Annotated in this window: 24 protein-coding genes; 8 read left to right on the forward strand and 16 right to left on the reverse strand. The window is 62.0% G+C overall.

Going from position 1 to position 24,999, the window contains the following annotated elements; genetic code table 11:
* Positions 1-4 precede the first annotated feature (4 nt).
* Positions 5-2,164: a choline BCCT transporter BetT gene (betT, locus tag HLG82_RS08530; protein ID WP_246462335.1), complete on the reverse strand. Its 2,160-nt coding sequence runs from the start codon at positions 2,162-2,164 to the stop codon at positions 5-7.
* Positions 2,165-2,431: 267 nt separating this feature from the next.
* Between betT and HLG82_RS08535 the strand changes: the two genes are divergently transcribed.
* Both HLG82_RS08535 and HLG82_RS08540 read left to right on the forward strand, forming a co-directional pair.
* Entirely contained in the window at positions 2,432-2,878 is a 447-nt protein-coding gene (locus tag HLG82_RS08535) for a phage holin family protein (RefSeq protein WP_193326417.1), read from the forward strand.
* A complete protein-coding gene (locus HLG82_RS08540) occupies positions 2,878-3,204 on the forward strand; it encodes a DUF3618 domain-containing protein (protein WP_193326418.1) in 327 nt (108 codons plus the stop codon). Before HLG82_RS08535 ends, HLG82_RS08540 begins: the two co-directional genes overlap by 1 nt.
* Positions 3,205-3,359: 155 nt before the next feature.
* Here HLG82_RS08540 and HLG82_RS08545 read toward each other — a convergent pair whose 3' ends face one another.
* Complete coding sequence (locus HLG82_RS08545; RefSeq protein WP_193326419.1) at positions 3,360-3,551, reverse strand: BldC family transcriptional regulator; 192 nt, start codon at positions 3,549-3,551, stop codon at positions 3,360-3,362.
* 454 nt (positions 3,552-4,005) lie between these two features.
* On the opposite strand from HLG82_RS08545, the gene HLG82_RS08550 reads away from it, so the two are divergent.
* Entirely contained in the window at positions 4,006-4,242 is a 237-nt protein-coding gene (locus tag HLG82_RS08550; RefSeq protein ID WP_193326420.1) for a DUF3073 domain-containing protein, read from the forward strand.
* A 276-nt stretch (positions 4,243-4,518) separates the two neighbouring features.
* Here the strand turns inward: HLG82_RS08550 and HLG82_RS08555 are convergent, their stop codons facing one another.
* The 8 genes from HLG82_RS08555 to HLG82_RS08590 all read right to left on the reverse strand — a co-directional run bounded on the left by HLG82_RS08555 (position 4,519) and on the right by HLG82_RS08590 (position 13,544).
* Positions 4,519-6,036, reverse strand: coding sequence for an RNB domain-containing ribonuclease (locus HLG82_RS08555; RefSeq protein ID WP_193326421.1), 1,518 nt, complete (start codon positions 6,034-6,036; stop codon positions 4,519-4,521).
* A 10-nt stretch (positions 6,037-6,046) separates the two neighbouring features.
* Positions 6,047-6,421, reverse strand: a complete 375-nt coding sequence (locus HLG82_RS08560) for a sterol carrier family protein (RefSeq protein ID WP_193326422.1) — start codon at positions 6,419-6,421, stop codon at positions 6,047-6,049.
* Positions 6,422-6,601: 180 nt separating this feature from the next.
* Positions 6,602-7,939: an NADP-specific glutamate dehydrogenase gene (gdhA, locus tag HLG82_RS08565; protein ID WP_193326423.1), complete on the reverse strand. Its 1,338-nt coding sequence runs from the start codon at positions 7,937-7,939 to the stop codon at positions 6,602-6,604.
* 94 nt (positions 7,940-8,033) lie between these two features.
* Entirely contained in the window at positions 8,034-8,549 is a 516-nt protein-coding gene (locus tag HLG82_RS08570) for a hypothetical protein (RefSeq protein WP_193326424.1), read from the reverse strand.
* Positions 8,530-8,847 (reverse strand): TetR/AcrR family transcriptional regulator, encoded by a 318-nt coding sequence (locus tag HLG82_RS08575; RefSeq protein ID WP_193326425.1) that lies wholly within the window; start codon positions 8,845-8,847, stop codon positions 8,530-8,532. Before HLG82_RS08575 ends, HLG82_RS08570 begins: the two co-directional genes overlap by 20 nt.
* Positions 8,848-9,012: 165 nt before the next feature.
* Positions 9,013-9,900: a phosphoribosylaminoimidazolesuccinocarboxamide synthase gene (locus HLG82_RS08580; RefSeq protein ID WP_255313877.1), complete on the reverse strand. Its 888-nt coding sequence runs from the start codon at positions 9,898-9,900 to the stop codon at positions 9,013-9,015.
* Positions 9,901-10,155: 255 nt separating this feature from the next.
* The gene (locus tag HLG82_RS08585; protein ID WP_193326427.1) at positions 10,156-12,027 is read right to left on the reverse strand and encodes a phosphoenolpyruvate carboxykinase (GTP); all 1,872 of its coding nucleotides are present in this window, start codon (positions 12,025-12,027) and stop codon (positions 10,156-10,158) included.
* A gap of 230 nt (positions 12,028-12,257) precedes the next feature.
* Positions 12,258-13,544 (reverse strand): adenylosuccinate synthase, encoded by a 1,287-nt coding sequence (locus HLG82_RS08590; protein WP_193326428.1) that lies wholly within the window; start codon positions 13,542-13,544, stop codon positions 12,258-12,260.
* A gap of 400 nt (positions 13,545-13,944) precedes the next feature.
* Here HLG82_RS08590 and HLG82_RS08595 point away from each other — a divergent pair, with 400 nt between their 5' ends.
* The gene (locus tag HLG82_RS08595) at positions 13,945-14,505 is read left to right on the forward strand and encodes a hypothetical protein (RefSeq protein WP_193326429.1); all 561 of its coding nucleotides are present in this window, start codon (positions 13,945-13,947) and stop codon (positions 14,503-14,505) included.
* Positions 14,506-14,645: 140 nt separating this feature from the next.
* On the opposite strand, the gene HLG82_RS08600 is transcribed toward HLG82_RS08595, so the two are convergent.
* Both HLG82_RS08600 and fbaA read right to left on the reverse strand, forming a co-directional pair.
* Positions 14,646-15,656, reverse strand: a complete 1,011-nt coding sequence (locus tag HLG82_RS08600) for an IS30 family transposase (RefSeq protein WP_193326020.1) — start codon at positions 15,654-15,656, stop codon at positions 14,646-14,648.
* Between the two features lie 673 nt (positions 15,657-16,329).
* A complete protein-coding gene (gene fbaA, locus HLG82_RS08605; protein ID WP_193326430.1) occupies positions 16,330-17,352 on the reverse strand; it encodes a class II fructose-bisphosphate aldolase in 1,023 nt (340 codons plus the stop codon).
* A 198-nt stretch (positions 17,353-17,550) separates the two neighbouring features.
* Between fbaA and HLG82_RS08610 the strand changes: the two genes are divergently transcribed.
* The 3 genes from HLG82_RS08610 (at position 17,551) to HLG82_RS08620 (ending at position 21,427) form a co-directional block, all read left to right on the forward strand.
* A complete protein-coding gene (locus HLG82_RS08610) occupies positions 17,551-18,402 on the forward strand; it encodes a Sir2 family NAD-dependent protein deacetylase (RefSeq protein ID WP_193326431.1) in 852 nt (283 codons plus the stop codon).
* Between the two features lie 155 nt (positions 18,403-18,557).
* Entirely contained in the window at positions 18,558-20,195 is a 1,638-nt protein-coding gene (locus tag HLG82_RS08615; protein ID WP_193326432.1) for an inorganic phosphate transporter, read from the forward strand.
* A gap of 269 nt (positions 20,196-20,464) precedes the next feature.
* Entirely contained in the window at positions 20,465-21,427 is a 963-nt protein-coding gene (locus HLG82_RS08620; RefSeq protein WP_193326433.1) for a type IV toxin-antitoxin system AbiEi family antitoxin domain-containing protein, read from the forward strand.
* A gap of 160 nt (positions 21,428-21,587) precedes the next feature.
* Here HLG82_RS08620 and HLG82_RS08625 read toward each other — a convergent pair whose 3' ends face one another.
* Genes HLG82_RS08625 through HLG82_RS08640 form a run of 4 tightly spaced genes read right to left on the reverse strand, consistent with a single transcriptional unit; the run spans position 21,588 to position 24,021 of the window.
* Positions 21,588-22,073, reverse strand: a complete 486-nt coding sequence (locus tag HLG82_RS08625; protein WP_304413592.1) for a (deoxy)nucleoside triphosphate pyrophosphohydrolase — start codon at positions 22,071-22,073, stop codon at positions 21,588-21,590.
* A complete protein-coding gene (locus tag HLG82_RS08630; protein WP_193326434.1) occupies positions 22,070-22,762 on the reverse strand; it encodes a TrmH family RNA methyltransferase in 693 nt (230 codons plus the stop codon). The genes HLG82_RS08625 and HLG82_RS08630 overlap by 4 nt, the downstream gene beginning before the upstream one ends.
* Positions 22,763-22,785: 23 nt before the next feature.
* Entirely contained in the window at positions 22,786-23,223 is a 438-nt protein-coding gene (locus HLG82_RS08635) for a hypothetical protein (protein WP_193326435.1), read from the reverse strand.
* A gap of 9 nt (positions 23,224-23,232) precedes the next feature.
* Entirely contained in the window at positions 23,233-24,021 is a 789-nt protein-coding gene (locus HLG82_RS08640) for an SDR family NAD(P)-dependent oxidoreductase (RefSeq protein ID WP_193326436.1), read from the reverse strand.
* A gap of 54 nt (positions 24,022-24,075) precedes the next feature.
* On the opposite strand from HLG82_RS08640, the gene HLG82_RS08645 reads away from it, so the two are divergent.
* Positions 24,076-24,912 carry an exodeoxyribonuclease III gene (locus HLG82_RS08645; protein ID WP_193326437.1) on the forward strand — a complete coding sequence of 279 codons (837 nt, stop codon included), beginning with the start codon at positions 24,076-24,078 and terminating at the stop codon, positions 24,910-24,912.
* The last annotated feature ends 87 nt before the right edge of the window (positions 24,913-24,999 follow it).

Raw genomic sequence — 24,999 nt, forward strand, 5'->3', positions numbered from 1 at the left:
GGCCTTACTTGCGCGCCTTCCTCTGGGCGTTCTGCTCTGCACGTAGATATTCTTGGTGGCGGTCAAAGTGGTTGAGAAGGTCGTGGATGATCGCCTCACCCGAATAGCCCATGACGTCGTAGTCTTGTCCGCCCGCGGAGGTGTGCACCTCCAAGCGAACCGACCGGTCGTCGTCTTCGGAGAAGCGTCCACCATAGACCACAGCGGGGGCATCCACTGCCACAATGCGGTAGACGAACTGCTCCACGCCGTCGAACGCCATGAACTTCACCCGATCGTAGACCAGCGTGTCGGCGCCGACGTCCTCAAGGATGTCGTCGTCGCCCCGAATGACCTTGGCCTTGAAAGCCCCCTGTTGCGTCATCTCGCGCGCGAGGGTCTCGAGGGCCGGCTGGACCACGCGCCCGATGTAGCTGCTCGCCTGCCCCGGGGTGACCTGCCCGAATACCTGCGCGAGGCGATCTTGCCAAGAGGCCTCCACGCCCGTCATGCCTGCACCCGCGCCCGCGATCACGTTGCGTTCCGAATGGGCGTGGCTCTCGCGGCGCCGCACATCACGGTAGACCGTCTTATAGAACCCAACCATCGCGAACACCATGACGAAAGCGAAAGGAAGGCCCATAATGACCGTCGCCGACTGCAACGCGGGAATGCCACCCACGATCAGCATGCCGATCGTGAGCACCCCGGTCACGGCGGCCCAGAACATACGCAACCACGGTTTGGCATCGGTGCGCGGGGTGGGAAGATCGCTGGAGAGGTTCGCCATGACCAGCGCCCCTGAATCGGCGCTGGTGACATAGAAGAGGAAGGCAACGAAGGTCGCGATGAGCATCAGCACACCTGAGCCTGGCATGTCTTGAAGCAAAGAATAAAAGCCGAACTCGGGAACCTTGACGGTCTGCTCGGCAAACGCCAGGTCGCCGTCGTGAATAATACGGTCAAGCGCGGCGTTGCCGAAGATAGAAATCCACATCACGACGTACAGGAACGGCACCGTCATACAACCGACGATGAACTGTCGCAGCGTGCGGCCGCGCGAAATGCGGGCGAGGAACATGCCCACGAACGAAGCCCAGGCCACCCACCACGCCCAGAAGAACAGGGTCCACCAGCCCTTCCAATCTTCCGCGCTGGAGAAGGCCATCGTGTCGAGGGTCATGCCGGGGAACATGGCCAGCAGATCGCCGACGTTCATGACGATCGCATTCAACAGGAACGACGTACGCCCGCCGATCAGCACCCACAACGCCGTGATGATCGCCAGGATCACGTTGAGCTGGGAGAGAATGCGGATGCCCTTGGCTACGCCGGATACCGCCGACACCGTGGCGAGCGAGACCGCCAGCACGATGAGCGCCACCTGGGCGGGCAGGCCCTGCTTGATTCCGAAGATGAGCTCCAATCCCACGTTGATTTGCACGACGCCGATGCCGAGCGTCGTCGCCACGCCGAAGACTGTTCCGAGGATCGCCGCAACGTCCACCAACTCCCCCAGAACGCCGTTGACGCGCCTGCCGAAGATCGGTTCGAGGGCGGAGCGGACGGCAAGCCTACTGCCGTGACGATAGGCGAAGTAGCCTAGGATCATACCCATGAAGGCATACATCGCCCAACCTGTCAGGCCGTAGTGGAAGATGGTCCACACCGTGGCCTGCTCGGCAGCCTCAATCGACTGCGGTGCGACCTGTGGCGGCGCCATGTATTGGGAGACCGGCTCGGCCACCGAGAAGAACATGATGTCCGTGCCGATACCGGCCGCGAACAGCATCGATGCCCAGGCAAACGTGGAAAACTCCGGCCGCGAATTGGCAGGGCCGAGGCGCAGGTGGCCGTAACGCGACATCGCAATGTAGAGCACGAAGAAGACGATCACGGTGGCCAGCAGAATGTAGAACCACCCAAACCATTGGCCGATCCGCGCGGTGGCCGCGCTCAGTACGCTAGCCGCCGACTCCGCCCCGAAAATCGTCCACAGCGTGATCGCGATGATCGAGACCGCCGAGCCGAAGAAGACAGCCGCCTTGAGCTTGACCGGCTCCAACGCCGCACGCTCTTCCTTTTTCAACATCTGGGTTGCCATGCGCGTGGGGGCGAATTCGTTTTCGGAGACCTGCGGGTCGGTCGTCTCAAACTCGTTGGGAGTCTGGCGCGATTCTTGCATCGTTATTCCTCATCCATGCCGAGGCGGCCGTGCTTCGTCGGCTAACCGCGAAAAACAGCGGCATTCCTGCCTAGGCAGAATATCACGCGCGGCCCGCACGCCCCGCTAGGCCCGGAGCGCAGGTAGGACGTGGGCACACCGGGCTACGCCGTCGTCTCTCCTCACGCGGTAAGCATAAATTCCTCCGCGGAAGCGCAAGGTCAACGAATCGAGTCGAAAAGTGTAGTCATTCCATGCGAAAATAGGGGCAAAGACAAAGGAGTACCCGTGACTGATAACGAATCACACATCCCACAAGGTCCCTCCACGCTCTCCGGCAAGGGCCCCGTGGCCAGCGGAGGGCAATCGATTGGCGAACTCGTCGCGAAGATCACCGCCCAGTTCTCGGCGCTGGCACGTGACGAAATTTCCTTCGCCAAACTGCAGGCAGTGGCAAAGGTCAAGAAGCTCGGCATCGGAGGCGCGCTCTTGGCTGTCGCGGGGGTTCTCGCGCTCTACATGCTCGGAACGCTGCTCCTCGCGGCCGGCTACGGCCTTGCAACTGTCATGCCTCTTTGGGCGGCTTTCCTCGTCGTGTCGGGGATTTTGTTGCTCATCATCATTCTTCTCGCGGCGGTCGGACTTCTGCGGATCAGGGCTTCGCAGAAGCACGTGATTGACCCGAAGGCGGGGCTGAAGAAGGATATCGACGCGGTTAAGAAGGGAATGAACTAGTGACTGCTGTGAGCCAGAAGAAGGCCATTGATTACGAAGCACCCAAGGGAGTTCCGGACAACCGCACGGCGGAGGAAGTTGAAAAGGACCTTCAGCGTGTGCGTGAGGAGCTCACCGCCACGGTGAATGAGCTGGCAGGCAAGCTCCATCCTGACAATCTCAAGAAGGAGGCTCGCGCCTACACTCAGGCCAAGTTTGGCGAGCGCAAGGAGCAGGCCATGGGTCTGGTCGCGGACGCCAAGTCTGGCGACAAGCGCGCACTTGCCATCCTCGGCACAGCCGTGGCCGTCGTGGCGCTCTTCGTCTTGCGGAAGATCCTGAAGTAGGGAATGCCGGCTTAGCGCGGAGCATTTTACGTAGTTCTGGGGGCGGCGGTGAAACTTCACCGCCGCCCCCACTATTGCTGTCTACGTCTGCGTCAGACAACCGGCGCAAGCCTGGGCTCCGTCATCGAGAACCCAGGCTCCGGTACTGGGAAACCTCAGTCCGTTGCCGGCTCCTGCGACCGCCGCATCGTCTCAAGAACTTCCTTGCGGGGGAAGCGGCGGTGTCCGCCGAGAGTACGAATCGACGGCAACTTGCCGCTGTCGGCCCAACGCGCGACAGTCTTCGGGTCAACCCGGAAAAGTGCCGCCACCTCCGACGGCGTCATGAGCTCAGTCTCGAAATCCATCTGTATATCCTTGCTGTTGATCGGGACGAATCGCATGGTGGTGAGCTTCGCCCCAGGTGCGAATATTCCCCTGGGTGCCTAGACGCATTCCCTCCACGAGACATAAAGGTCGAATATTCACGTGTCTCTACCATTTTATTAAGCCGCCCACACTGTCACAAACCCAAAAGGAATAATAGAATTACTCAATTTAAGTAGCAACAATACGAGTTTCGCAACGTAACGACTTCATTATGATCCAGTCGAGGGTCGACCACAAATTAGGCATCACGCGCGATACAGAAAATACTACTACTATTTTCCCCAACGTAACAGTGACTTTAGATTTGGTTTAGCGCCACGTGGAGATTTGGACCTACTTCAGGGTAAAGTATGACGCACGAACCATTATTGAGATAACACGGAGCCGCACAACGTGCCTGCTCCAAGACGAGTTGAGGGGGGTCGAGCCAATATGGGGCGCGGCCGTCAAAGAGCCAAGCAGCGTAAAGTCGCACGCAACCTGAAGTACTTCAGTCCAGAAACCGACTATGAGGCACTCGAAAGAGAACTCACCGGTGGTGTGGAGTCGAAGGACGAATCTGACGACTACGAGGATTACGAAGACTGGGACGAGTACGATCCCGATTCGTACGAGGTACCTCCGGCAACTGACGAATGGGACGAGGACGACTGGGCGCCTAAGCGCTAACGTCCATCTCCAACACACGAGAGAGCCAGCCACCCAGCTGGCTCTTTGGTGTGCCCGCGGGCGACGCGTTGCCTGCCGGGCGGCGGCTCCCGGCTCCCGGTCCGACCCTCGGCCCGGCGCCTCGCCGAAACCGCGCTAACCTGATCGCCGCTGTATTAAAATACGCCAGACTAAAACAGCGCCGGACAGCCTAATACAGCGCGAGCGGCTGAGAGTGCAGGGCGACACCCACGGCGACAGCGGGAAAAGCCCGCGGGGCCCCACCCGGCCTATCGCCTACTCCACGACGCTGAAATGCGGGCCATCCCCCTCGTTCGTCAGCCGCACGCGCACCTTCGTCCCGGCCGGCACGCGCGCACCCACGGCTTCCACCTCCAACGCGGGATCAAAGATAGCGATGCGTCCGCGCTCCATGCCCGCTGGGTCATCCTTGCGAGGCTTGAGGGTGTCCACGACGACAGCGTCGAACTCCTCGCCCTCTCGGCCACGCAAGGTCAGCGCCTCGACGAGGCTCATCGCGTCTCGCTCCAACTTGCTCGTGCGGTGCGCACCCGCGGACATCAGCGCGGGTAGTTCGCCGAGCGACGTCGTCACCCACGTGGGCACAGGTTCACCAGCCACGACGCTTCGACACGTCTCCAGCCCGAAGCGGTCGACCAGTCGCCGCAGCGGCGCGGTGACGTGGGCGTACGGGGCTGCGATAGCGCTATGCTCGAGGCTTGCGTCCGCACCAACCTCGGGTTTGCCCGCTTGGCCGTCAGCAACGGGCAGCGCAAGGTAGCCGGCTCCTCTAAACAGCGACGCCGCCTCGTTCATAAAAGCCAGAGCCGCAGGGTGGGCGGGGTTAAGCTCCCTCAAGAACGCCGGATAATCGAGCTCGGCCGGCCATACGAGCCCAAGCGCGAGTGCCGCCCCACGCAATTGCTCAACATCTTTTTCCCGCGCGGGCGGCAGCGTCCGCAACAAACCTATATTTGCCCGGATCATAATCTTGGCGGCCTCCATGCCGGTCATCAACGACAGCTGAGAGTTCCATCCCTCCACGTCAGTAAGCTGACGGAATTCGAGGTGGAAGCCGTCAGCGTCGCGGGCAACACGCTGCTCGGGCAGGTTCAGGGAGATGCCGCCGCGTTCTTCCTCTAGGACCTGCCGAAGGCGGCCAAAGCGCGCCAATGCCTCAGCCAGGTCGTCCGGAACGTTTGCGGGTAGCTGCTCTTCGCCGTCGTACACGGCCTGGACCTGAGTGTATGTCAGTTGTGCCCGCGAGCGCACCCGCACCAGCTCAAGGCCTGTGGTGGTGACCTCGCCGCGACCATCCAGCTCGAAGCGCCACAGGTAGGCCGGCCGGTCTTCCCCGGGTAGCAGCGAGGCGACGTCGGTGGAAAGGACCTCCGGGTGGAGCGGGATGGAACGGTCGGGCAGGTAGATTGTGGTGGCCCGCCGGCGAAGTTCGTCATCCAGTGCGCTTGCGGGCTTGACGAACATGTTCAGCGCCGCGATCGCGTAATACACCACGCAGGTTGGAGCAGCGTCGATACCCGCGCGCACGGCGTCGTGGGAAAAGTCGATGTAGACGGCTTGGTCAAGGTCGCGCGAGCCCTCCGGGTCAATCGTCACCAGCGGAATATCGCGGCGATCGGGCAGGTGGCGGAAGTCGCGAGGTGACGCTTCGGCGTCGGCGACGGCCTCGGCGGGGTATTCCAGGCTCACCTCGGCCTCGCGAGCGAGCTGGCCGATAGCGGCGCTGACGTCCTCGAGCGGGACGACATTGGGGTTGATAAATCGTTGACGCACGTGACTCGCCTCAGCCTTCGAGGTTGTCGGCGCGCAACTGAGCATCGCCGAAGAGCGGGAAATAGGGGCCCAGGTCGGCGCGCACGCCCGACTGGGAAATCTTCGATGGGTCAACCGCGTGCCCAATGACCGCGTCGAGCCACGTTGGGCCATCCATCTCGACGACGTTCGGCGGGGTGCCTCGCGTATGAGTCGGGCCGGGGATAGCTTGGACCGCCCCCACCCACGGGATGCGAATCTCGACGCTGCGGCCCGGATGCCGAGTGGCAAATTCTTCGAGCGCGAAACGGACGGCCGTGCGCATATCGGCGACGGTCAGGTCGCAACCGGCCGCATAGGCACGCAGCAGCCCCATCCCTTGAGCCTCATCGATACGACGCTTCATGGCAGGAGTCTACTTGATCGCCACGCACGACGCCGTCTGCCCCGCCTCGCGGCCAGCACGACGACGCCCGCCCGCAAGCCGTCCGCCCCGCCGTCAGCCACCCGCGCGGGGCGGATACAGGGTTGGCCCGATCATTACGACCGTGCCAACCCTGCGACTTTATACCACGCGGAAACGGGGTTAGATCACGCCCTGCTGGAGCATAGCGTCGGCAACCTTCATAAAGCCGGCAGCGTTAGCGCCAACCATGTAGTTGCCCGGCTGGCCGAGCTCCTCGGCCGTCTTGAGCGAAGTTGCGTGAATGTTATGCATGATCGCTGCCAGGCGAGCCTCCACCTCCTCGAAGCTCCAGGACTGCAGGGCGGCGTTCTGTTGCATCTCCAGCGCAGAGGTGGCCACGCCACCGGCGTTTGCGGCCTTGCCAGGCGCATACAGGATGCCCGAGTCCTGCGCCACCTCGATGGCACCCGGGGTCAGCGGCATGTTCGCGCCTTCAGCGATGAGCTTGACGCCGCCCATCTCCATCGCGCGCACGTCGTTGGCGTCCACCTCGTTCTGGGTGGCGCAGGGAAGTGCCACGTCGGCGTCGATCCCCCACACCTTGCTACCCGCATGGAAGGTCGCGTTCGGGCGAGCCTCGGCGTACTCGGAGACGCGGCCGCGGCGCACTTCCTTGATTTCTTTGAGGAGAGCAACGTCGATTCCGTCCGGGTCGTACACGGCCCCGGAAGAGTCCGAGATCGAGACGGGCTTGGCGCCCACGGCGTGTAGCTTCTCGATGGCGTAGGTGGCCACGTTTCCGGAGCCGGAGACGATTGCGGTCTTGCCCTCAAGGGAGTCGCCAATCTCGCCGAGCATTTCGTTGGCGAACATGACCAGGCCGTAGCCGGTTGCCTCGGTGCGGGCGAGCGAACCGCCCCAGCCGATGCCCTTGCCCGTGAGCACGCCGGCTTCGTTGCGGTGCACGAGGCGCTTGTACTGGCCGAACATGTAGCCGATCTCGCGTGCACCCACGCCGATGTCACCGGCAGGAACGTCGATGTCAGAGCCAATGTGGCGGGAGAGCTCCATCATGAAGGCTTGGCAGAATCGCATGACCTCGTCGTCGGACTTGCCGTGTGGATCGAAGTCCGATCCGCCCTTGCCGCCGCCAATGCCCTGGCCGGTCAACGCGTTCTTGAAGATTTGCTCGAAGCCGAGGAACTTGATAACGGACAGCGTCACCGACGGGTGGAAGCGCAGGCCGCCCTTGTACGGTCCCAGCGTGGAGTTGAACTGGATACGGTAGCCGCGGTTGACCTGAACCTTATTATTGTCGTCCTGCCAGGCCACACGGAACATAATCTGACGCTCGGGCTCAATAATGCGCTCGAGGATTGCCGCGTCCTGGTAGTCCTTCCGGTCGAGGAGGAGCGGCTCAAGGCTCTCCATGACTTCGCGGACTGCCTGCTGGAACTCAGGCTGAGTGGGGTTACGCTTCAGCGCCTCTTCATAGACACGTTCAAGCTGTGCATCCATTCCTACTCCTTACATTGAACAAGCGGCCGAGCCCACAAGGCTCAACCGCTTGCAACAATAATTGACGCAAAAACAACCACAAAAGATTTCTCAATTATTGGTCAGTGTTTCTTTGCTCATAGGACCCAAAACTGTGCACGTGTTGCCGGATTTCTTGGGCTTTCTCGGCAGTTGCTTCTCGATCGGTCAACAACTCGTATGTATCGATCACGATTGACTCCATCGCTTTGGCGACCGACTTAACAAGCATCTCCTCCAGCGCGCCGCGTTCGATCTGCGCGAATTGTTGCTGTGCTTGGCTCAATTGTGGGCCTTTGAGTTTATTGGGACGTTGAGCCGCATCGCGCGCCACAAGGCGCGATTCCGCTATTCCTTTAAAGATCGAGATGATTCCAACTAACCAGGCGTGAGCGACCCCCTTGAATAGCGGGTGTGCCACCATTTCTTCATCCGCCTCAAACAGAGGCATCCACGCTTGGATTAACGAATGCTCTACCCGAGCAATGAGCTGTGCATCCGGGTCATCTTCAAACTCGGAAACGAGTTGGAAACGGTACAACGCTGGATTGTCATCAACAATGTCGAACAGTTTAGCGACGACGGCACCCAAGGTATCCCGGAAGCACCCCCCCCCCGCTAGAAAGAGACTTATGCCCAATTTCGTCTATCAAGCTGTTGATGGTGTGTTGCCCAATGGCGTATTGCAAGCCTTCCTTGTCCCCGAAATACTTGTAAAGGATCGACTTCGAGGTCTTGGATTCGGCGGCGATCTGGTCCATCGACGTGTCGTAGCCGTACTTCTTCACCGCGGTGATCGCCGATTCGATGAGTTCACGACGCCGTTCGTTGCGGTGCTCTTCCCACCGCGTGTTTCGCCTGTCTTCCTTGCTTGCCGCCACAGACACCACGTCCCCCCCCCTCAAAGCCCGCCGGCTGCCCGGAGGGCGCTATTGCCTACAGATAGTGGTCACGCGGAGCTAGTTGTGACCACAATCCATTCTTAAATTACATGTTTCAGACTAACAGGAACGAGAACCCATTTCATTGACGATATGCCAGAGAAAATATGGTGATTATTCACCCATGAGGACCGACTGCACGAAGCGATAGCGCGAGGCCATCTCATCCACGACCTTTTTTGGCAGGATAGGTGGCGAACCAGCACCGCGGATCCACTCACGGGCCTCATCCTGGACGACGTAGCGAACATAGTCCTTGCCGAAGGAACGCGGATGACTCCCGCCGACCTCGTCGTCAAGCCAGTAGGTGGCCGAGTCCGGCGTGAAGGCCTGGTCGGCCAGCACGAATTCGTCGTCGCCATAGTCGGACGAGGCGCCGAACTCGAGCTTGCACTCCGCGATCACCAGGCCCTTCTGCCCGGCAATCTTCTGCGCGCGCTCGTAGAGGGCGAGGGAGATTTCACGCAGGCGCTCCGACGCCTCCGTACCGACGATCTCGCCCATGCGCTCGAAACTAATCGTTTCGTCGTCGCGCCCCACTTCGCCCTTCAACGCCGGAACGAACAACACCGCAGGAAGCTTCTCCCCCAGCGCCAGGCCGGCAGGCTGATCCACGCCACCAATGCGGCCATCGCGCGAATACTCCTCGAAAGCCTTATCGGTCATGTATCCCACAACCGTGCATTCGATCGGATACATGCGCAGCCGCTGAACGATCATCGCCCGGCCCGTCACCTCGTGCGGCACGTTGTCCGAGAGGTAGTGGTTGGCCACGACGTCCTCCAGCTGGCGGAACCACCACGTGGAGATGCGGGTTAGAATCTCGCCCTTGCCCGGAATGATGCTCGGCAGGACTCGGTCAAGAACGGCGATGCGATCGGAGGCCACGAGCATGGCCGTCTCACCACCCGAGTGGGCAAGCGTGTGAGCCGGCTGGTACATGTCATGGACTTTGCCCGTATAGATGCGAGTCCAGTTGGGAATGGTGAGTTGAGCCGTCACTGGTCCTCCTTTCGGCGTCGGTGCCGGAATTCTCATTGTAACCCAGTCTTGCTTTGTGACCCTAGAGATCCCGTTTTCTTCCACCACGTGGACCCACGACGCCGTCGCGCCCGTCAGGCACGACCCGCCGCTGCTATCGGGCCGTCGTTACCGAACCGTCGCGCACGGCGGCGTGCCAGTAGCCCGGCAGCGCACGCAGGAAAAACAACGGAGGGAGGACCACAGGCCCTCCCTCCGCGTGACTTAAGCTAACGCTTAGGCTTCCTTGGCAGCGGCGATGCGCTGACGGAACTTATCGAGCTGGTCGACGATAGCGGCCGGAACCTTGTCGCCGAACTGTGCGAAGTACTCCTCGGTGGAGTCAATCTCAGTAGCCCATGCTTCCGGATCGGTAGCGAACAGCTTGTCCCAGACCTCATCGGTGATCTCATCGAGACCCTCAAGGTTGAAGTCCTTCTTGTAGGGGTAGTTACCGGTCATGCCGTCAATAGCATCGACCTCGCCGGCAACGCGGCGGATAACCCAGTCGAGGACACGGGAGTTGTCGCCGAAGCCCGGCCACATGAAGTGACCCTCTTCGTCCTTGCGGAACCAGTTGACCTGGAAGACACGCGGGAACTTGTCGCCAAGCTCCTTCTGCATCTCGATCCAGTGACCCCAGTAGTCGGCCATGTTGTAGCCGCAGAAGGGGAGCATAGCGAACGGGTCGTGGCGCAGCGAGCCGGCCTTGACGTCGGTCGCAGCAGCGGTGACCTCGGAAGCGACCGAAGCGCCGATGAAGACGCCGTGAGCCGGCTCCTTCTGCTCAGCCACGAGCGGGACGTTGGTGGCGCGGCGGCCGCCGAACAGGATGGCGTCAATAGCGACGCCCTCCGGCGCTTCCCAATCGGGGCAGATGATCGGGCACTGTGCGGCCGGAACCGTGAAGCGCGAGTTGGCGTGAGCGGCGACGGTGCCGGACTCCGGCGTCCAATCGTTGCCGTGCCAATCGATGAGGTGCTCCGGGGTCTCGCCGTCGATGCCCTCCCACCAGACGTCGCCGTCATCGGTGAGTGCAACGTTGGTGAAGATGGAGTTCGCGCGAGCGGTGTCCATAGCCATCGGGTTGGTCTTGTAGGACGTACCCGGTGCGACGCCGAAGAAGCCAGCCTCGGGGTTGATGGCGTACAGGCGACCATCCGGGCCCGGACGCAGCCAAGCGATGTCATCACCAATGGTCTCGACCTTCCAGCCCGGGATGGTGGGCTGGAGCATGGCGAGGTTCGTCTTGCCACATGCCGACGGGAACGCGGCGGTCACGTGGTACTGCTTGCCGGTCTCCTCGTTGGTAAAGCGGAGGATGAGCATGTGCTCAGCCATCCAGCCATCGCGCTTAGCCATCGTCGAAGCGATGCGAAGAGCGAAGCACTTCTTGCCCAGCAGCGCATTGCCGCCGTAGCCAGAGCCGTAGGACCAGATCTCGTTGGTCTCCGGGAAGTGGGTAATGTACTTCTCGTCGTTGCACGGCCAAGCGGTGTCGGGGCGCTCGTTGCCCTCGGCGTCAACCAGCGGGTAACCCACCGAGTGAACAGCCGGAACCCAAACCTTACCCTCACCAATGAGCTTCAGAGCCTCAGTACCCATGCGGGTCATGATTCGCATGTTGACAACAACGTAGGGCGAATCGGTCAGCTCGATGCCGAGCTGGGAGATCGGGCCGCCAAGCGGGCCCATCGAGAACGGAATGACGTACATCGTGCGGCCACGCATTGCGCCACGGAAGACGCCCTCGGAACCGATGAGGGTCTCCTTCATCTCCTTCGGATCGGCCCAGTGATTGGTCGGACCAGCATCCTCTTCCTTCTCGGAGCAGATGAAGGTACGGGACTCAACACGAGCCACGTCGGACGGGAGCGAGCGCGCGAGGAACGAATTCGGACGCTTCTCCGGGTTGAGGCGGGTGAACATGCCCGACTCGACCATCTCAGTGGTAAGACGATCCCACTCCTCCTCGGAGCCATCTGCCCAGTAAATATCCTTCGGCAGAGTAATGTTGGCAACCTCGGTTACCCACTCAACGAGATCGTTCGGCGCAAATTCCGGTGCGCCTGCACGGACGTCCTCAACATTGAACGCGGTTTCTGTCATCGCATTTCCTCCTAGAGACTGGCGATGTTGGATTACTTCCAGATCCCATTATTCTGAAAGAATCGTTAATTTTTATGGGACCTACGGGCATTTGGCGCTCAGCGCAAAACCCTTGCCACCAGTTTATATTGGAACCGGCCCAATTTCCCGACGAGAAAGTCCGCCCCCGCGCGGAAACGGGGACGGACCTGCAATTTTGCCGACGCCGGCGAGCCGACGTGCACGCTTTCTTAATCCAACAAGGCGTGCCGCACAATCGTCTGCGCACGCTCCGGACCCACGCCAATCGAGGAGATCCGGCAACCCGACAGCTCCTCAAGGCGAAGCACGTAGGCTTGGGCGTTCGCCGGCAACTCCTCAAACGAGCGGCACATCGAAATATCCTCGCTCCACCCCGGCAGGTACTCGTAGATCGGCGCGGCGTGATGCATGTCAGACTGGTTCTCCGGCATGTCCTCCACACGCTCACCGTCGATCTCGTAGGCGACACACACCGGAATCTCTTCCAGCCCAGTTAACACGTCGAGCTTCGTCACCACCACGTCCGTCAGCGAGTTGATTCGTGCAGCGTAACGGGCCACGACGGCGTCGTACCACCCGCACCTGCGCGGGCGACCCGTCGTCGTGCCATACTCACCGCCAACCTCACGCAAGCGGTCACCGGCGTCGTCGAGGAGCTCGGTCGGGAACGGACCCTCGCCCACGCGCGTGATGTACGCCTTCGCGACGCCGACCACACGATCGAGCCGCAGCGGCCCGACGCCCGAACCCGTGCACGCGCCCGCCGCCGTCGTCGAGGAAGAAGTGACATAGGGATAGGTGCCGTGGTCGATGTCGAGCATGACGGCTTGGCCCGCCTCGAACACGACGGTCAGGCCGCGGTCAAGCGCCTTGTTCAGCTCGGCGGACGAATTGATTAGCATCGGGCGAACGCGCTCGGCATAGGAAAGAAGTTCGTTGGTCACGACGTCGACGTCGAAGGTCTCCTCGCTGTGAAGCGACGCGAGCTGGTTGTTCTTCTGATGCAGCGCACCCTCCACCTTCTGCCGGAGGATCGAGGGATCGAACAGATCCTGGACGCGAATGCCGATGCGGTTCATCTTGTCGGCGTAGGTCGGGCCGATGCCACGGCCGGTCGTGCCGATCTTGCGCTTGCCGAGCAGGCGCTCGTTGGCCCCATCAATCCGCTTGTTGTAGGAGGGGATAATGTGGGCGTTCGAGGAGATGCGCAGAAGCGACGTGTCAACACCGCGAGCCTCAAGGGCCTCCTTCTCCTGGAAAAGCACCTCTAGGTCCACCACCACGCCGTTGCCAATGACGGCTGTGCAGCCCGGGGTCAGGATTCCGGCCGGAAGAAGATGCAGAGCAAACTTCTCCTCCCCAACAATGACCGTGTGACCAGCATTGTTGCCGCCATTGAACTTGACGACGTAATCGACCTCAGTTCCGAGTTGATCTGATGCTTTACCTTTACCCTCGTCGCCCCACTGGGCGCCGACGATCACGATTGCTGGCATGGTGAGCCCTTCATTAGTCCTGGCGGCCACCTGACGATTCGTACATCCCGCGAAAAGCCGGGCAAGCCGCGGACCCGTCCTTGCGGGTCCGCCTCAGTCTACGACACGTACCACGATACGGGCAGAGCTTGTCCACATTGTGAGGCGGCTGGTTTCAGTTGGTGGCGGGGCGGGGCTGGCGGGGACTGGCGGGGGCTGGCGGGGGCTGGCGCCCCACTTGCTTCACTTCCGGCCACTCCGCCGCAACACCCGCCGCCCGGTCCGGCCGCTCGGCTTCCGGTCAGTCCGCCGCACCACCCACCGGACGCACCACCCACCGGACGCTCCGCCCACCGGCCACACCGCTCGCCAGCCCCTCCGACTGCTAGATTTACCGGAGAGCCGCAAGAGAGGTATCGCAATGAACCCGACCTACACCCACGTTGCCACGACCGCCGCCAACACCTTTGCCTACTACGCCATGCCCGACTTCGTGCGCCGGCCCTGGCTCCGGCGACTCGCACGCTTCGGCGTCGTTGCAACCATCACCGGGATTGAGGTCCAGATGAAGCCCATCGGGTTGGGCGCCTTCGCCACGCCCACCAGCCTCGATGGCGGCGCGGGCGACGGCGACGGCAACGGCAACGTCAGCACCAACACCGGCGCGAGTGCCAATCCGCACGACGACGCCGAGTCAGCTCCGCCGGAGCGAGACGCCGCAGCCGAGTCGGACGAAGAGCGTTTCATCAATAGTGCGGGCGGCGTCACCACCTACCTCGTCGCCGCCGGCGTCGCAACAACCGTTGTGGCTGGTACGAGCATCGCAATAGAAAAAGCAATCTTCCGCAGGGGCGAGCGCAGGCGAGCGGCCGGAGACCGGTTCGCCCACACGAAACAGGCCCTCATCGCGTCGGCGATCCTCGCCGGCCTGACCGCGATCATCGACAAATTCGACGCCCCCGGCGCCACCGAGCTCCGCTGACCAGCAGCAAGCTCGGCTGACCACCAGAAAGCGGTCGCCAAGCTCACCATCACGTGGGCGTACAGATTCCCGGCTCGCCCTGAGTTAGACGCCCGCGCCCTATTAAGCTGTCTCCCGCTGTATTAATCTGGCGGGGAGATTCAGGGGGTCGATGCATCATTTTTTAACAACTCGGCCAGTGTCTCACGTGGGGTCATTCCGTTCAAGACAACTCGGGCTCGGTCGTTGAGTTCGTCTTGGACGAAAGCGACTTCCTCGTCGGTGATGTCAGCGAAGTTAGTTCCCTTGGGGAAGTATTCACGAATATCACGATTCAGGCGTTCATTCGACGGACGCTGCCACGGGCTATGCGGGTCAGCGAAGTAGACCTTGATATTGGTATCGACCTTGAACTGGGCTACCTGCGCCATCTCACTACCTTGATCCCAGGTGATCGAGGAGAAGGCCTTACTGGGCAAGGTCTGAACCATCTGGGTCAGTTTCTCAATCACGGTCGGTGAATCATGGCTCACCCCAAGACGAGCGATCAGCAAAAACCGTGAAGAGCGCTCGACTAGGGTGATCAGCGCTGTGTGCTTGCCCTTACCACCACCGATAATTAAATCTCCTTCCCAGTGACCTGGCGTCAGGCGCCCATCGACCTCGTGGGGGCGCAAATCGATTGAAGCGCCCTCGACCCACGTCTTACGCCCGCGCCCGGGAGTGCCAGCAAGAGCAGAACGAGCAATACGCCGTTGACGACCCGAACGCAGTCCTTTCTCCCGTTTAAGCTCTTGCCGTAATGCCCCACCCCCGTGAACATACAAAGCCTGATAAATCGTTTCATGAGACACACGCATCTGCCGATCATCTCCATAATCATGACGCAAACGAACACTGATTTGCTGGGGAGAATAACGCTTATTTAACAGCTCAACCACCTTCTGACGCAGCGCCACATGGGTAGTAAGCTTGCCCGGCTTAGGACGAGAACGACGCTGATGAGCGCACTGATGAGCCCAGCGAGCATCATAAGAACCATCAGGAAAAGCACCACGATTAATCTCACGCGTCACCGATGACGGACTACGCCCCAAACTTAAAGCGATCTGCCGAGCCGACTTACCATCAGCTAACCCCAACCCGATCGCCACGCGCTCTTCAAGCGTCATACGCCGGCCTCGACCAACCCTGCCATTACCAACCCGGTCAACACTGGCCACGACCGTGGCCCCACCAACACGGCCCCGTTGCAAAACTTCAACCATAGGCCCCAACATAGCCTGTTTCCCACGAACCCAGTTCGGACTATGACCAACCCGTTTCGCGATCTCGGCAACCGGCAAGCCCTCAGCCGTCAACTGCCACACCCGTACCCTAGCAGCCGCACGAGCCTGCGCCGGCCCACCCTGCCCACGGACCAACACTAAACCCGCCCCACGAGCCCAGACCTGAACCGAGTGACAATTAACCTTCAACTCACGAGCAACACTTGCACACGAACGTCCAGAAGCAACCAAGGCCACCGCATGATCACGAAACGACTGCGAATAAGGCCGAATCGGCGATCTACCAACCATTCAACACACTCCAAAAAGTAGTGCATTGACCCCTGGAACCTACCGCGTATATTAATACAGTGCCGATCAGCTTAGTACAGCCGCGGCGGGTACGGGCCACGGCGGACGCGGGCCACGGCGGACGCGGGCCGCAGCGGACGGATGCGGGCCACGGCGGACGCGGGCCGCAGCGGACGGATGCGGGCCGCGGCGAGGGTGAGCCGCCCCGCGCCACCGCACAGAAAAGCGGGGCGACAACAGTCGCCCCGCCCCCTCAGTGCTTGACTTACTTCATGCGCTTGCCAGCAGAGCCGAGGCGCTCAGCAGCCTCAACAACGCGGGCGGCCATGCCAGCCTCAGCCAGCTTGCCCCAGGTGCGCGGGTCGTACATCTTCTTGTTGCCGACCTCCGAGTCAACCTTCAAGACGCCGTCGTAGTTGCGGAACATGTGATCCACGACCGGGCGGGTGAAGGCGTACTGGGTATCGGTGTCAACGTTCATCTTGATGACGCCGTTACGGACCGCGGTTGCGATCTCCTCGGCAGTCGAACCCGAGCCGCCGTGCATGACCAGGTCAAACGGGGACTCCTTGCCGACCTTCGCACCGACCTCAGCCTGGATCTCACCCAGGAGCTCCGGACGAAGCTTGACGTGACCCGGCTTGTACACGCCGTGAACATTGCCGAAGGTCAGAGCGGTCAGGTAGCGGCCGTTCTCACCAAGACCAAGTGCCTCGACGGTCTTCAGGCCATCCTCAGCGGTGGTGTAAAGCTTCTCGTTGATCTCGCCAACGACGCCGTCCTCTTCGCCACCAACAACGCCGATCTCGATCTCAAGGATCGTGTTGGACTTCTGCGACAGCGCGAGGAGCTCCTTCGCGATCTCAAGATTTTCTTCGAGCGGCACGGCTGAGCCATCCCACATGTGCGACTGGAAGAAAGGCTCACGACCAGCGGCAACTTCCTGGGCGGAAAGCTCCATGATCGGGCGGATCCACGAATCGATGTTCTGCTTGGCGCAGTGATCGGTGTGGAGAGCGATGGTCACGTCATAGTTCTTCGCAACCTCGCGAGCGTAAGCGGCGAGACCAAGCGAACCAGCGACGCGGTCCTTGATGGTGGAGCCGGAAGCGTACTCCGCGCCGCCGACCGAAACCTGAATAATGCCATCGGACTCAGCCTCAGCGAATCCGCGAATGGCAGCCGTGAGGGTCTGCGAAGACGTCACGTTAATGGCCGGGTAAGCGAACTTGTTAGCCTTCGCCCGATCCAGCATCTCATCATAAACTTCGCGCGTTGCAATACCCACGAATGTGCTCCTTTGCTCTGAAAAGTTGACGCCTATATTGTCTCACGGATTTCCTCCCCCGCGTAGCCAAATGGTCCCCGATTTGGAAATCCTGCAAATCCGTGCAAACCATCCACAACTACGCACCCCACTCACGACCGCGCCACGTTCCACCTTCTGGCACGTCAAGCAGGCGTAGGATCGGAATCGGAGGTAATCATGGTTATTTCAGACCCGCTCGAGGCGGCCGAAGCGCTCGCCGAACTGATGCGCGGGCGGCGAACACTTGCCATCACCGGTGCAGGAGTTTCCACGGATTCCGGCCTACCAGACTATCGCGGGCGGGGAACCACCGAAAAACCATCCATCGACTTCGACATGTTCGTCTCCGACGCCGTCTGGCAGCGTTGGGTCTGGCAGCGCAACCACGAGACCTGGCGCCAATTCTCCAACCTCGAGCCCTCCGGCGCCCACCTCGCCCTTGCCCGCCTCGAAGTCGCGGGCCACATCACCGGCGTTGCCACCCAAAATATCGACGGGTTACACACCAAAGCCGGGTCGCGAAACGTTTGGGAACTACACGGCTCCTTCGGCCGCGTCCAGTGCCTCAACTGCGGCACCGAATTCGCCCGCGACATCTACGCCCAGGCCCTCGAAGAACTTAACCCCGGTTGGCCCCAATACGACCGGGACCCCGCCGTCCTCGCCACCGCGGACCGCCGTCACGACGCCGAAACCTCGCCCTTCGTCGTCGCCCCCTGCCCATCGTGTGGCGGGCTCGTCAAACCAGCCGTCATCTTCTTCGGGGAATCGCTCCCCAGCGCGGAGATGGAGGCGGCCATGCAGGCGGCCACCGACTGCGACGTCGCCCTCATTGCCGGCACCTCCCTCGCGGTCAGCACCGGCCTCTGGGTCGTCCGCCAGGCCTGGGCAAACGGCGCCGACCTCGCCATCATCAACTACGGACCCACCGCCGCCGACGCCATCAACGACCTCCGCATCGACGCCGGCGTCTCCCCCACACTCACACTTCTTGCACACATACTTGCACCGGAAGTACCGAAAGCGTAGGCGCGAGGCACCCAAACGGCGTCGTGAAGCGAAAGAAGCTACACGGAGAAAACCTGCACCTGTGACCTTCATTCACACAGTTTCGCCAGTGGCTAAGCGACAGTTAATCTAGTTTCGTCGTCCAATGGTTGGAGTCGCACACGAAAGGCAGGAAGATGGCCAATTCGAAGAACGCTCACGGTAGCGTCGATTTGCCCGGTCTCCCGCAAGGAGTCAGCCCCGCAGTTCAGCACGAAGACAACCGCCTCTGGCACCTATTCTTCGGCGGCATGCTCGCGATTACCCTCGTCGTCTTCGCCATGTGGTCGAAGGAATATATCGGCAGCGGCGCAAGCTGGACCATCCTCATCACCACCATCCTTTTCGCCTTCTTCATGGCGTTCAACATCGGTGGCAACGACGTCGCCAACTCGTTTGGCACCTCCGTCGGCGCAGGGACCCTCTCGCTCAAACAGGCGCTCGTCATCGCAGCCATCTTCGAAGTCTCCGGCGCCGTCTTCGCCGGCGGCGAGGTCACCGACACCGTCCGCTCCGGTATCGTCGACCTGGGAGCCATCAACGGGCTTGACCCCATGGAATTTGCCTACATCATGATGGCCTCCCTCCTCGGTGCCGCCATCTGGCTCCTCCTCGCCACACGCATGGGCTGGCCCGTGTCTACCACACACTCGATCGTCGGCGGGATCGTCGGTGCAGCCTTGACCGTCGGGCTTCTCACCGGCAAGGGCGGCTGGTCCATGGTCCAGTGGAACCAAATCGGCACCATCGCCCTGTCATGGGTACTCTCACCCGTCCTCGGCGGCATCGTCTCCTACCTGCTATACCGCGGCATCAAGCGGTCAATCCTGTCCTACAACGAACTCGCCGTGCACCGGCTCGAAACCATCCGCGCACAGAAGAAGGAACTCAAAGCCCGCCACCGCGAATACTTCGAGACCCTCTCCGAAAAAGAGCAAAAGGCCTATACCAACGCCCTCACCCGCGACATCGCCACCATGCGCGAAGACGACTGGGAGCCCGAGGACCTCGAATCCGACTACTTCAAGGAACTGCACGAGATCCAGGTCGAGAAGTCTGAGGTCGAGCCGCGCCGCGCCATCGAAATGTGGATCCCACTGCTGGCCGCCGCCGGCTCGCTCGTCATCTCCGGTATGATGCTCTTCAAGGGCCTGAAGAATCTCCACCTCGGCATCACCCATATCGGCAACCTGCTCATCATGGGCATGATCGCCGCCGTCGTTTACATGTCGGTCTATATCCTCGCCCGCACGATGAAGAAGAAGAACCTCGACCGTTCCACCTTCCTCCTCTTCTCCTGGATGCAGGTATTCACCGCATCCGCCTTCGCCTTCTCCCACGGATCGAACGACATCGCCAACGCGCTCGGCCCGTTCGTCGCCGTTTTGGACGTCCTCAAGACCGGCGCCATCGCCGAAAAGAGCGCCGTACCGATGGCCGTCATGGTGGCCATGGGCATCGCACTCGTGGTGGGACTGTGGTTCATCGGCCGCTTCGTGATCAAGACCGTGGGAACCGGGCTCACCGAAATGCATCCCGCCTCGGGCTTCTCCGCCGAGCTCTCCGCCGCAGCAGTCGTCATGGGTGCCTCGCTCCTCGGCCTGCCCGTTTCCTCGACCCACATCCTCATCGGCGCCGTGCTTGGCATCGGGCTGGTCAACCACAACACCAACTGGGGCCTGATGAAACCAATCGCCACGGCGTGGGTGATCACGCTCCCCGTGTCCGCTGCGATCGCGGGCACTGCGGTGACGGTTATCCGGCTGATCTTCTAGCGGGCGGCGGGGCCTGCCCTCCCGGCGGGGCCTGCCCTCCGTCCTTCGATGTAGAAATATGGGCCGATCTTCGTATATATGAAGATCGGCCCATATTTCTACATCGAAGGACAGGCAGCCACCGGCCACCAACCTCGTGGCCAACGGGACCCGGCCACCAACCTCACCCGCACGCCCGAAAGTTTTCCACCGGCACGTGGACGCGCTCGCTATCCACAATTCCTAGTTCGCACGAACGGGCCACAACCATATATCGCCACACTGGAATCATGCACGGTCATGATCCCTCCTACGACGACTTCTACGCCTTCTCCTACCCGCACGAACCATTCGACGTTCCGCCTCAGTCTTGGGGAGAGAACACACCATGGGGATTTGCTGAGCCATTTGATGGCGCTCCGTTCGTGGCGCGAAACTTCGGCGTCTTCACGACCTCTGACTTGCAAGCCATCGGCATCAACCCTCGGACGTTCCTGCCGAAGGCGGTCGCGAAGGGCCGGCTCCGCAGGCTGGAACGCGGCATTTACGCTCGCCCCGGCGCCAACTCACAAGTGGTGCGAGCCATTCTTCTCGGTGGCAGGATCTCCTGCCTGAGCGCATGCAAACTTTACGGGCTTTGGGTGCCACACAGCCCACGGCTCCACGTCCTGACGTTACGCAATGTGATGACAGCCAAGAACTCGGATGTCATCATGCACAGCCAGCACAGGCGCCCACCCCTCCTAGTCCCATCCCCGTTGGAGACAGTGGAGCAGGTACTGCACTTCCACGATGCAGAGACGGGCTTGATGGTCTTGGACTCGGCTCTCAATAAGGGCCTGTTGAGGCTCGAGGAAGTGCCGGAGCTGATTCGAAACCTTTCCAAAAGAAAGCAACGGGTATTGATACGGGCGACAGGACTCGCACAGTCGGGCCTAGAAACTCGGGTGAGGAACTTCTTGATTTCCGAGCGGGTACCGGTACGGCCGCAGGTGGAGATTCCGACGGTCGGTAGAGTCGACATGGTTGCCGGAGAGTCGCTCATCTTGGAATGCAACGGGGACGCCTTCCATTCCACCAAGGAACAGCGAAACCGCGACTACCTGCGCATTCAGAACGCCAAACTCCTCGGCTATGAAACGGTCTCGCTCAGTTACGAACAGATTTTCTATCGCTGGGAAGAGACGAAGGCCTATCTACGGAGGCTGATCCGCCAGCGGAGACATCTGAGGAAGCCGACACCCTTGCGATGACGTCGGATACGGGACTTGCGCTGACCGGCTGATCTTCTAGCGGGCGGCGGGGCATGCCTTCCGTCCTTCGATGTAGAAATATGGACCGATCTTCGTATATATGAAGATCGGTCCATATTTCTACATCGAAGGACAGGCAACCACTGGCAACCCGCCCGCATCAGCCCAAAATCTGCCGGATTTGACCAATAATCGGCACGTCCGCCGGCGCCCACTCGATGGAATCCAGCTCATCGACGCCTAGCCACCGGAATTCGACGTGCTCCGTCAGCCGCGGCTCCGCCCCGACCAGCTTGCAGAAGTAGGCATCCAGAATCACCCGACCAAACGGGTAGTCGAAAACTCCGCGGCCCACAAATTCACCAACCTCCGCGTCAGTCAGCAGTTCCTCGCGCAACTCCCGGACAAGCGCGACCTGTGGCGTCTCCCCCGGTTCAATCTTGCCGCCCGGGAATTCCCAGTATCCGGCCATTTGCCTGCCCGGCCCACGCCGCGCAGCCATGATCTGTTGCCGGCCACCAGCGAGCCCGTCAGCTCCACCAGCTACCTCGCCCGGCGCCTGCCGCCGGAAAACCGCCCCGACCACGCGGATTTCTCGGACACCCGGATCAACGACGCCGTCGCCCGGCTTATCCGCGGTGCTCAAGCCCTGAGCTCCGCGCGGTGCTGCCGCACCCATTCGTGCTGCGCGATCGCGGCGGCGGCCGCCACGTTGAGCGAGCGTGTCGACCCGAACTGGGGAATGTAGACGGCCTGCGGGCAGACGGCTCGTAGCTCGTCGGAGATACCCACGGACTCCTGCCCGAACACGAGGATGGCCCGCTCGGGTAGCGCCGCCGTTTCGATCGGCTCCGTGTCGCCGGTGTTGTCCACGGCGACGAGGGTGTACCCGGCGTCCGCGGCCCATGTCGCCATCGAGTCGGCGTCCGGTTGATGGTAGATGTCGAGGTAACGGTCGGTGACGAGTGCCCCGCGTCGGTTCCATTTCCGGCGACCTACGATGTGGACGCCTCCCACGTTGAACGCGTTTCCGGTCCGCACGATCGACCCGATGTTGAGGTCGTGTTCGAGATTTTCGATGGCGATGTGTAGCGCTGATCGGCTTTTGGCGAGTTCGCCTTTGATCGCCTCGACGCTCCAGTATCGATATTGGTCGGTGACGTTGCGCCTGTCGCCGGTGGCGAGCAGTTCGGGGTCGTAGCGCGGGTCGTCGGGCAGGGGTTCGCCGGGGTGTTCGCTGATCCAGGGGCCGACACCCACGATTCCGCCGATTTTTTCGCCGTTGCCCCACGTGGCGAATCCGTGCGGGTCGCCCGAGTTTCGTTCTTCGTTCACGTGGCTAGTATCCCACACCGTGTTTACAGGTCGCCGGTTTGGAACAGGCTGAGCGAGGTGTCTCCGACGACGACGGCGACGCCCTCGACCCTTGCTCCGGCGGCTTCCAGCGTGCTCACGCACGAGGCTTGGTTACCGTCCGCGCCCACGACGACGACGCGGCGGCCCGCGACGGGCGGCCCGGCGAGCTTGTCGATCTTACTGAAGGCGTCAAGGTGCTGTCCGCGCGATGCGGCGGCGTGGAGGATGGCGGTGGCGATGGCAAGCGCGATTGGCCCTTCGCCGCCGACGGCGTCGACGTCGTCGGGTCCGAGTCCGGTTTCTTCGAGGAGGTCGAGCATGGCGTGGCCCAAGAGCGGCGCGGCGTCGCGGTGGAGGGCGGCGGCCATGAGGTGGGCCGGGCCGCCGAGGGCGATGATGTGGGCGGCGAGGGCGGCTTTGGGTGCGTCGTTAGTTTCCATGCGGGTAGTTTACTCGGCGGCGGGCTGGCGCCTCGCCCGCCCTGACCGTCCCGGCCCTGCCACTTTGCGCACGAGGGAGCGTGGCATCAGTTTGACGACGACGGCGAGTGCTTTGTAAAGGGGTGTGGGCGTGACGAGGACACGGCCGCGACGGGCGGCGGCGAGGGCGGAGCTGACGACGACTGCGGGCTCGGCGAAGGCGGCGGCGGGCCATTGGGAGGCGTCGACGTGGGAGCGCTGGTGAAACTCGGTGTGGATGAGTCCCGGCGTGACGGCCGTGGCGGTCACGCCGGTGCCGGCTAGCTCAGCGGCCAGGCCCTCGGTGAAGGTGCGCACCCAGGCTTTGTGTGCGGAGTAGGTGCCCTGCGCGGTCAGTGCCGTCATGGACGAGACGTTGATGATCGCTCCGTGGCCGCGATCTTTCATGGCTGCCGCGGCGGCGTGTGAGAGCACCAGAACGGCGCGAACCATCACGTTGAGCCCCGTGAGCTCGCGTTCGAGCGAGCCGCCGACGAAGTCCTGCCCCAGCCCAAATCCGGCGTTGTTGACGAGGATGGAAACGGGCTCGGTGCGTGCGGTGAGACGGGCCGCTACGCGGGCGACGTCGTCGTGGTCGCCGACGTCGGCGGGAAGGACCTCGACGTGGATGCCGAAGGTGGCCCGAAGGTCGGCGGCAAGGGCCTCGAGGCGAGCGGCGGTGCGGGCGATGAGGACGAGGTCGTGGCCGGAGGCGGCCAGTTGGCGGGCAAATTCGGCGCCGAGCCCAGCAGAGGCGCCGGTGATGAGTGCTCTTGTCATGGGGCAAGCCTACCGGGTGCGGAAAGTGTCGGAGGGCGAAGGTAGGCTGGGGGCATGAAACTAGCGACCTGGAATATTAACTCGATCCGTGCTCGCGCCGACCGCGCACTGGACGTCCTGCAACGCCATGACCTCGATGTTCTTGCTCTGCAGGAGATCAAGTGCAAGCCGGAACAGTTTCCTGTGGAGGAGTTTGAGGCGGCGGGCTATGAAGTCGCGGCGCATGGGTTGAACCAGTGGAATGGTGTGGCGATCGTTTCGCGCGTAGGCGTGGAGGGTGTGCGGCACGAGTTCGGGGGCCAGCCCGGCTTCACGAAGGGGGCGCCCGCTGATGGGCTCTACCTTCCCGGCGAACCGGAGGCCCGGGCCATCGGGGCCACGTGCGGGGCGGCTCCGGGCACTTCTGGCGCGGCGGGCGGCGTGGAGGTGTGGAGCCTGTACGTCCCTAACGGGCGGGCGGTCGGCGATCCTCACTACCACTACAAGCTGGCCTGGCTTGATGCGCTCAAGCAGCGTGCGGCGGAGCGGATCGCTGAGGATCCGCAGGCGAAGATCGCGCTCGTGGGCGATTGGAACGTCATCCCCACCGATGCGGACGTATGGGACGTCACCGCCACCGGCGGCCTCTACCTCAGCCAGCCGGAACGGGACGCCTTCTTCGCGTTCGAGGAGGCCGGATTCGTAGAGGTGTCGCGGCCACGGGCCACGAACTACACGTTCTGGGACTACCAACAGCTGCGTTTCCCGAAGAACCAGGGCATGCGCATCGATTACGTCTACGCCTCGCCGGCTCTGGCGGAGCGTGTCAGCGCGGTGGAGATTGACCGCGATGAGCGCAAGGGCAAGGGCGCCTCGGATCACGTGCCGGTGATCGTGGAGTTTGACCTCTAGGGCGCCCCGCACCGAACGCGCCGTAGCCGGGTAGCAGCTCGCGTCGGGTAGCAGCGCGCGCCGGCCCTGATGCGGCCGCCGGCCGGC

The organism is Trueperella pecoris, assembly GCF_014926385.1.
Taxonomy (GTDB): Bacteria; Actinomycetota; Actinomycetes; order Actinomycetales; family Actinomycetaceae; genus Trueperella; species Trueperella pecoris.

Excerpts from the sequence above, each read along its gene's own strand:
- betT (WP_246462335.1), bottom strand. The coding sequence starts at position 2,164 with ATGCAAGAATCGCGCCAGACTCCCAACGAGTTTGAGACGACCGACCCG.
- HLG82_RS08545 (WP_193326419.1), bottom strand. The coding sequence starts at position 3,551 with ATGGATTTCGAGACTGAGCTCATGACGCCGTCGGAGGTGGCGGCACTT.
- HLG82_RS08550 (WP_193326420.1), top strand. The coding sequence starts at position 4,006 with ATGGGGCGCGGCCGTCAAAGAGCCAAGCAGCGTAAAGTCGCACGCAAC.
- HLG82_RS08560 (WP_193326422.1), bottom strand. The coding sequence starts at position 6,421 with ATGAAGCGTCGTATCGATGAGGCTCAAGGGATGGGGCTGCTGCGTGCC.
- gdhA (WP_193326423.1), bottom strand. The coding sequence starts at position 7,939 with ATGGATGCACAGCTTGAACGTGTCTATGAAGAGGCGCTGAAGCGTAAC.
- HLG82_RS08585 (WP_193326427.1), bottom strand. The coding sequence starts at position 12,027 with ATGACAGAAACCGCGTTCAATGTTGAGGACGTCCGTGCAGGCGCACCG.
- HLG82_RS08590 (WP_193326428.1), bottom strand. The coding sequence starts at position 13,544 with ATGCCAGCAATCGTGATCGTCGGCGCCCAGTGGGGCGACGAGGGTAAA.
- HLG82_RS08595 (WP_193326429.1), top strand. The coding sequence starts at position 13,945 with ATGAACCCGACCTACACCCACGTTGCCACGACCGCCGCCAACACCTTT.
- HLG82_RS08600 (WP_193326020.1), bottom strand. The coding sequence starts at position 15,656 with ATGACGCTTGAAGAGCGCGTGGCGATCGGGTTGGGGTTAGCTGATGGT.
- HLG82_RS08610 (WP_193326431.1), top strand. The coding sequence starts at position 17,551 with ATGGTTATTTCAGACCCGCTCGAGGCGGCCGAAGCGCTCGCCGAACTG.
- HLG82_RS08615 (WP_193326432.1), top strand. The coding sequence starts at position 18,558 with ATGGCCAATTCGAAGAACGCTCACGGTAGCGTCGATTTGCCCGGTCTC.
- HLG82_RS08620 (WP_193326433.1), top strand. The coding sequence starts at position 20,465 with ATGCACGGTCATGATCCCTCCTACGACGACTTCTACGCCTTCTCCTAC.
- HLG82_RS08635 (WP_193326435.1), bottom strand. The coding sequence starts at position 23,223 with ATGGAAACTAACGACGCACCCAAAGCCGCCCTCGCCGCCCACATCATC.
- HLG82_RS08640 (WP_193326436.1), bottom strand. The coding sequence starts at position 24,021 with ATGACAAGAGCACTCATCACCGGCGCCTCTGCTGGGCTCGGCGCCGAA.
- HLG82_RS08645 (WP_193326437.1), top strand. The coding sequence starts at position 24,076 with ATGAAACTAGCGACCTGGAATATTAACTCGATCCGTGCTCGCGCCGAC.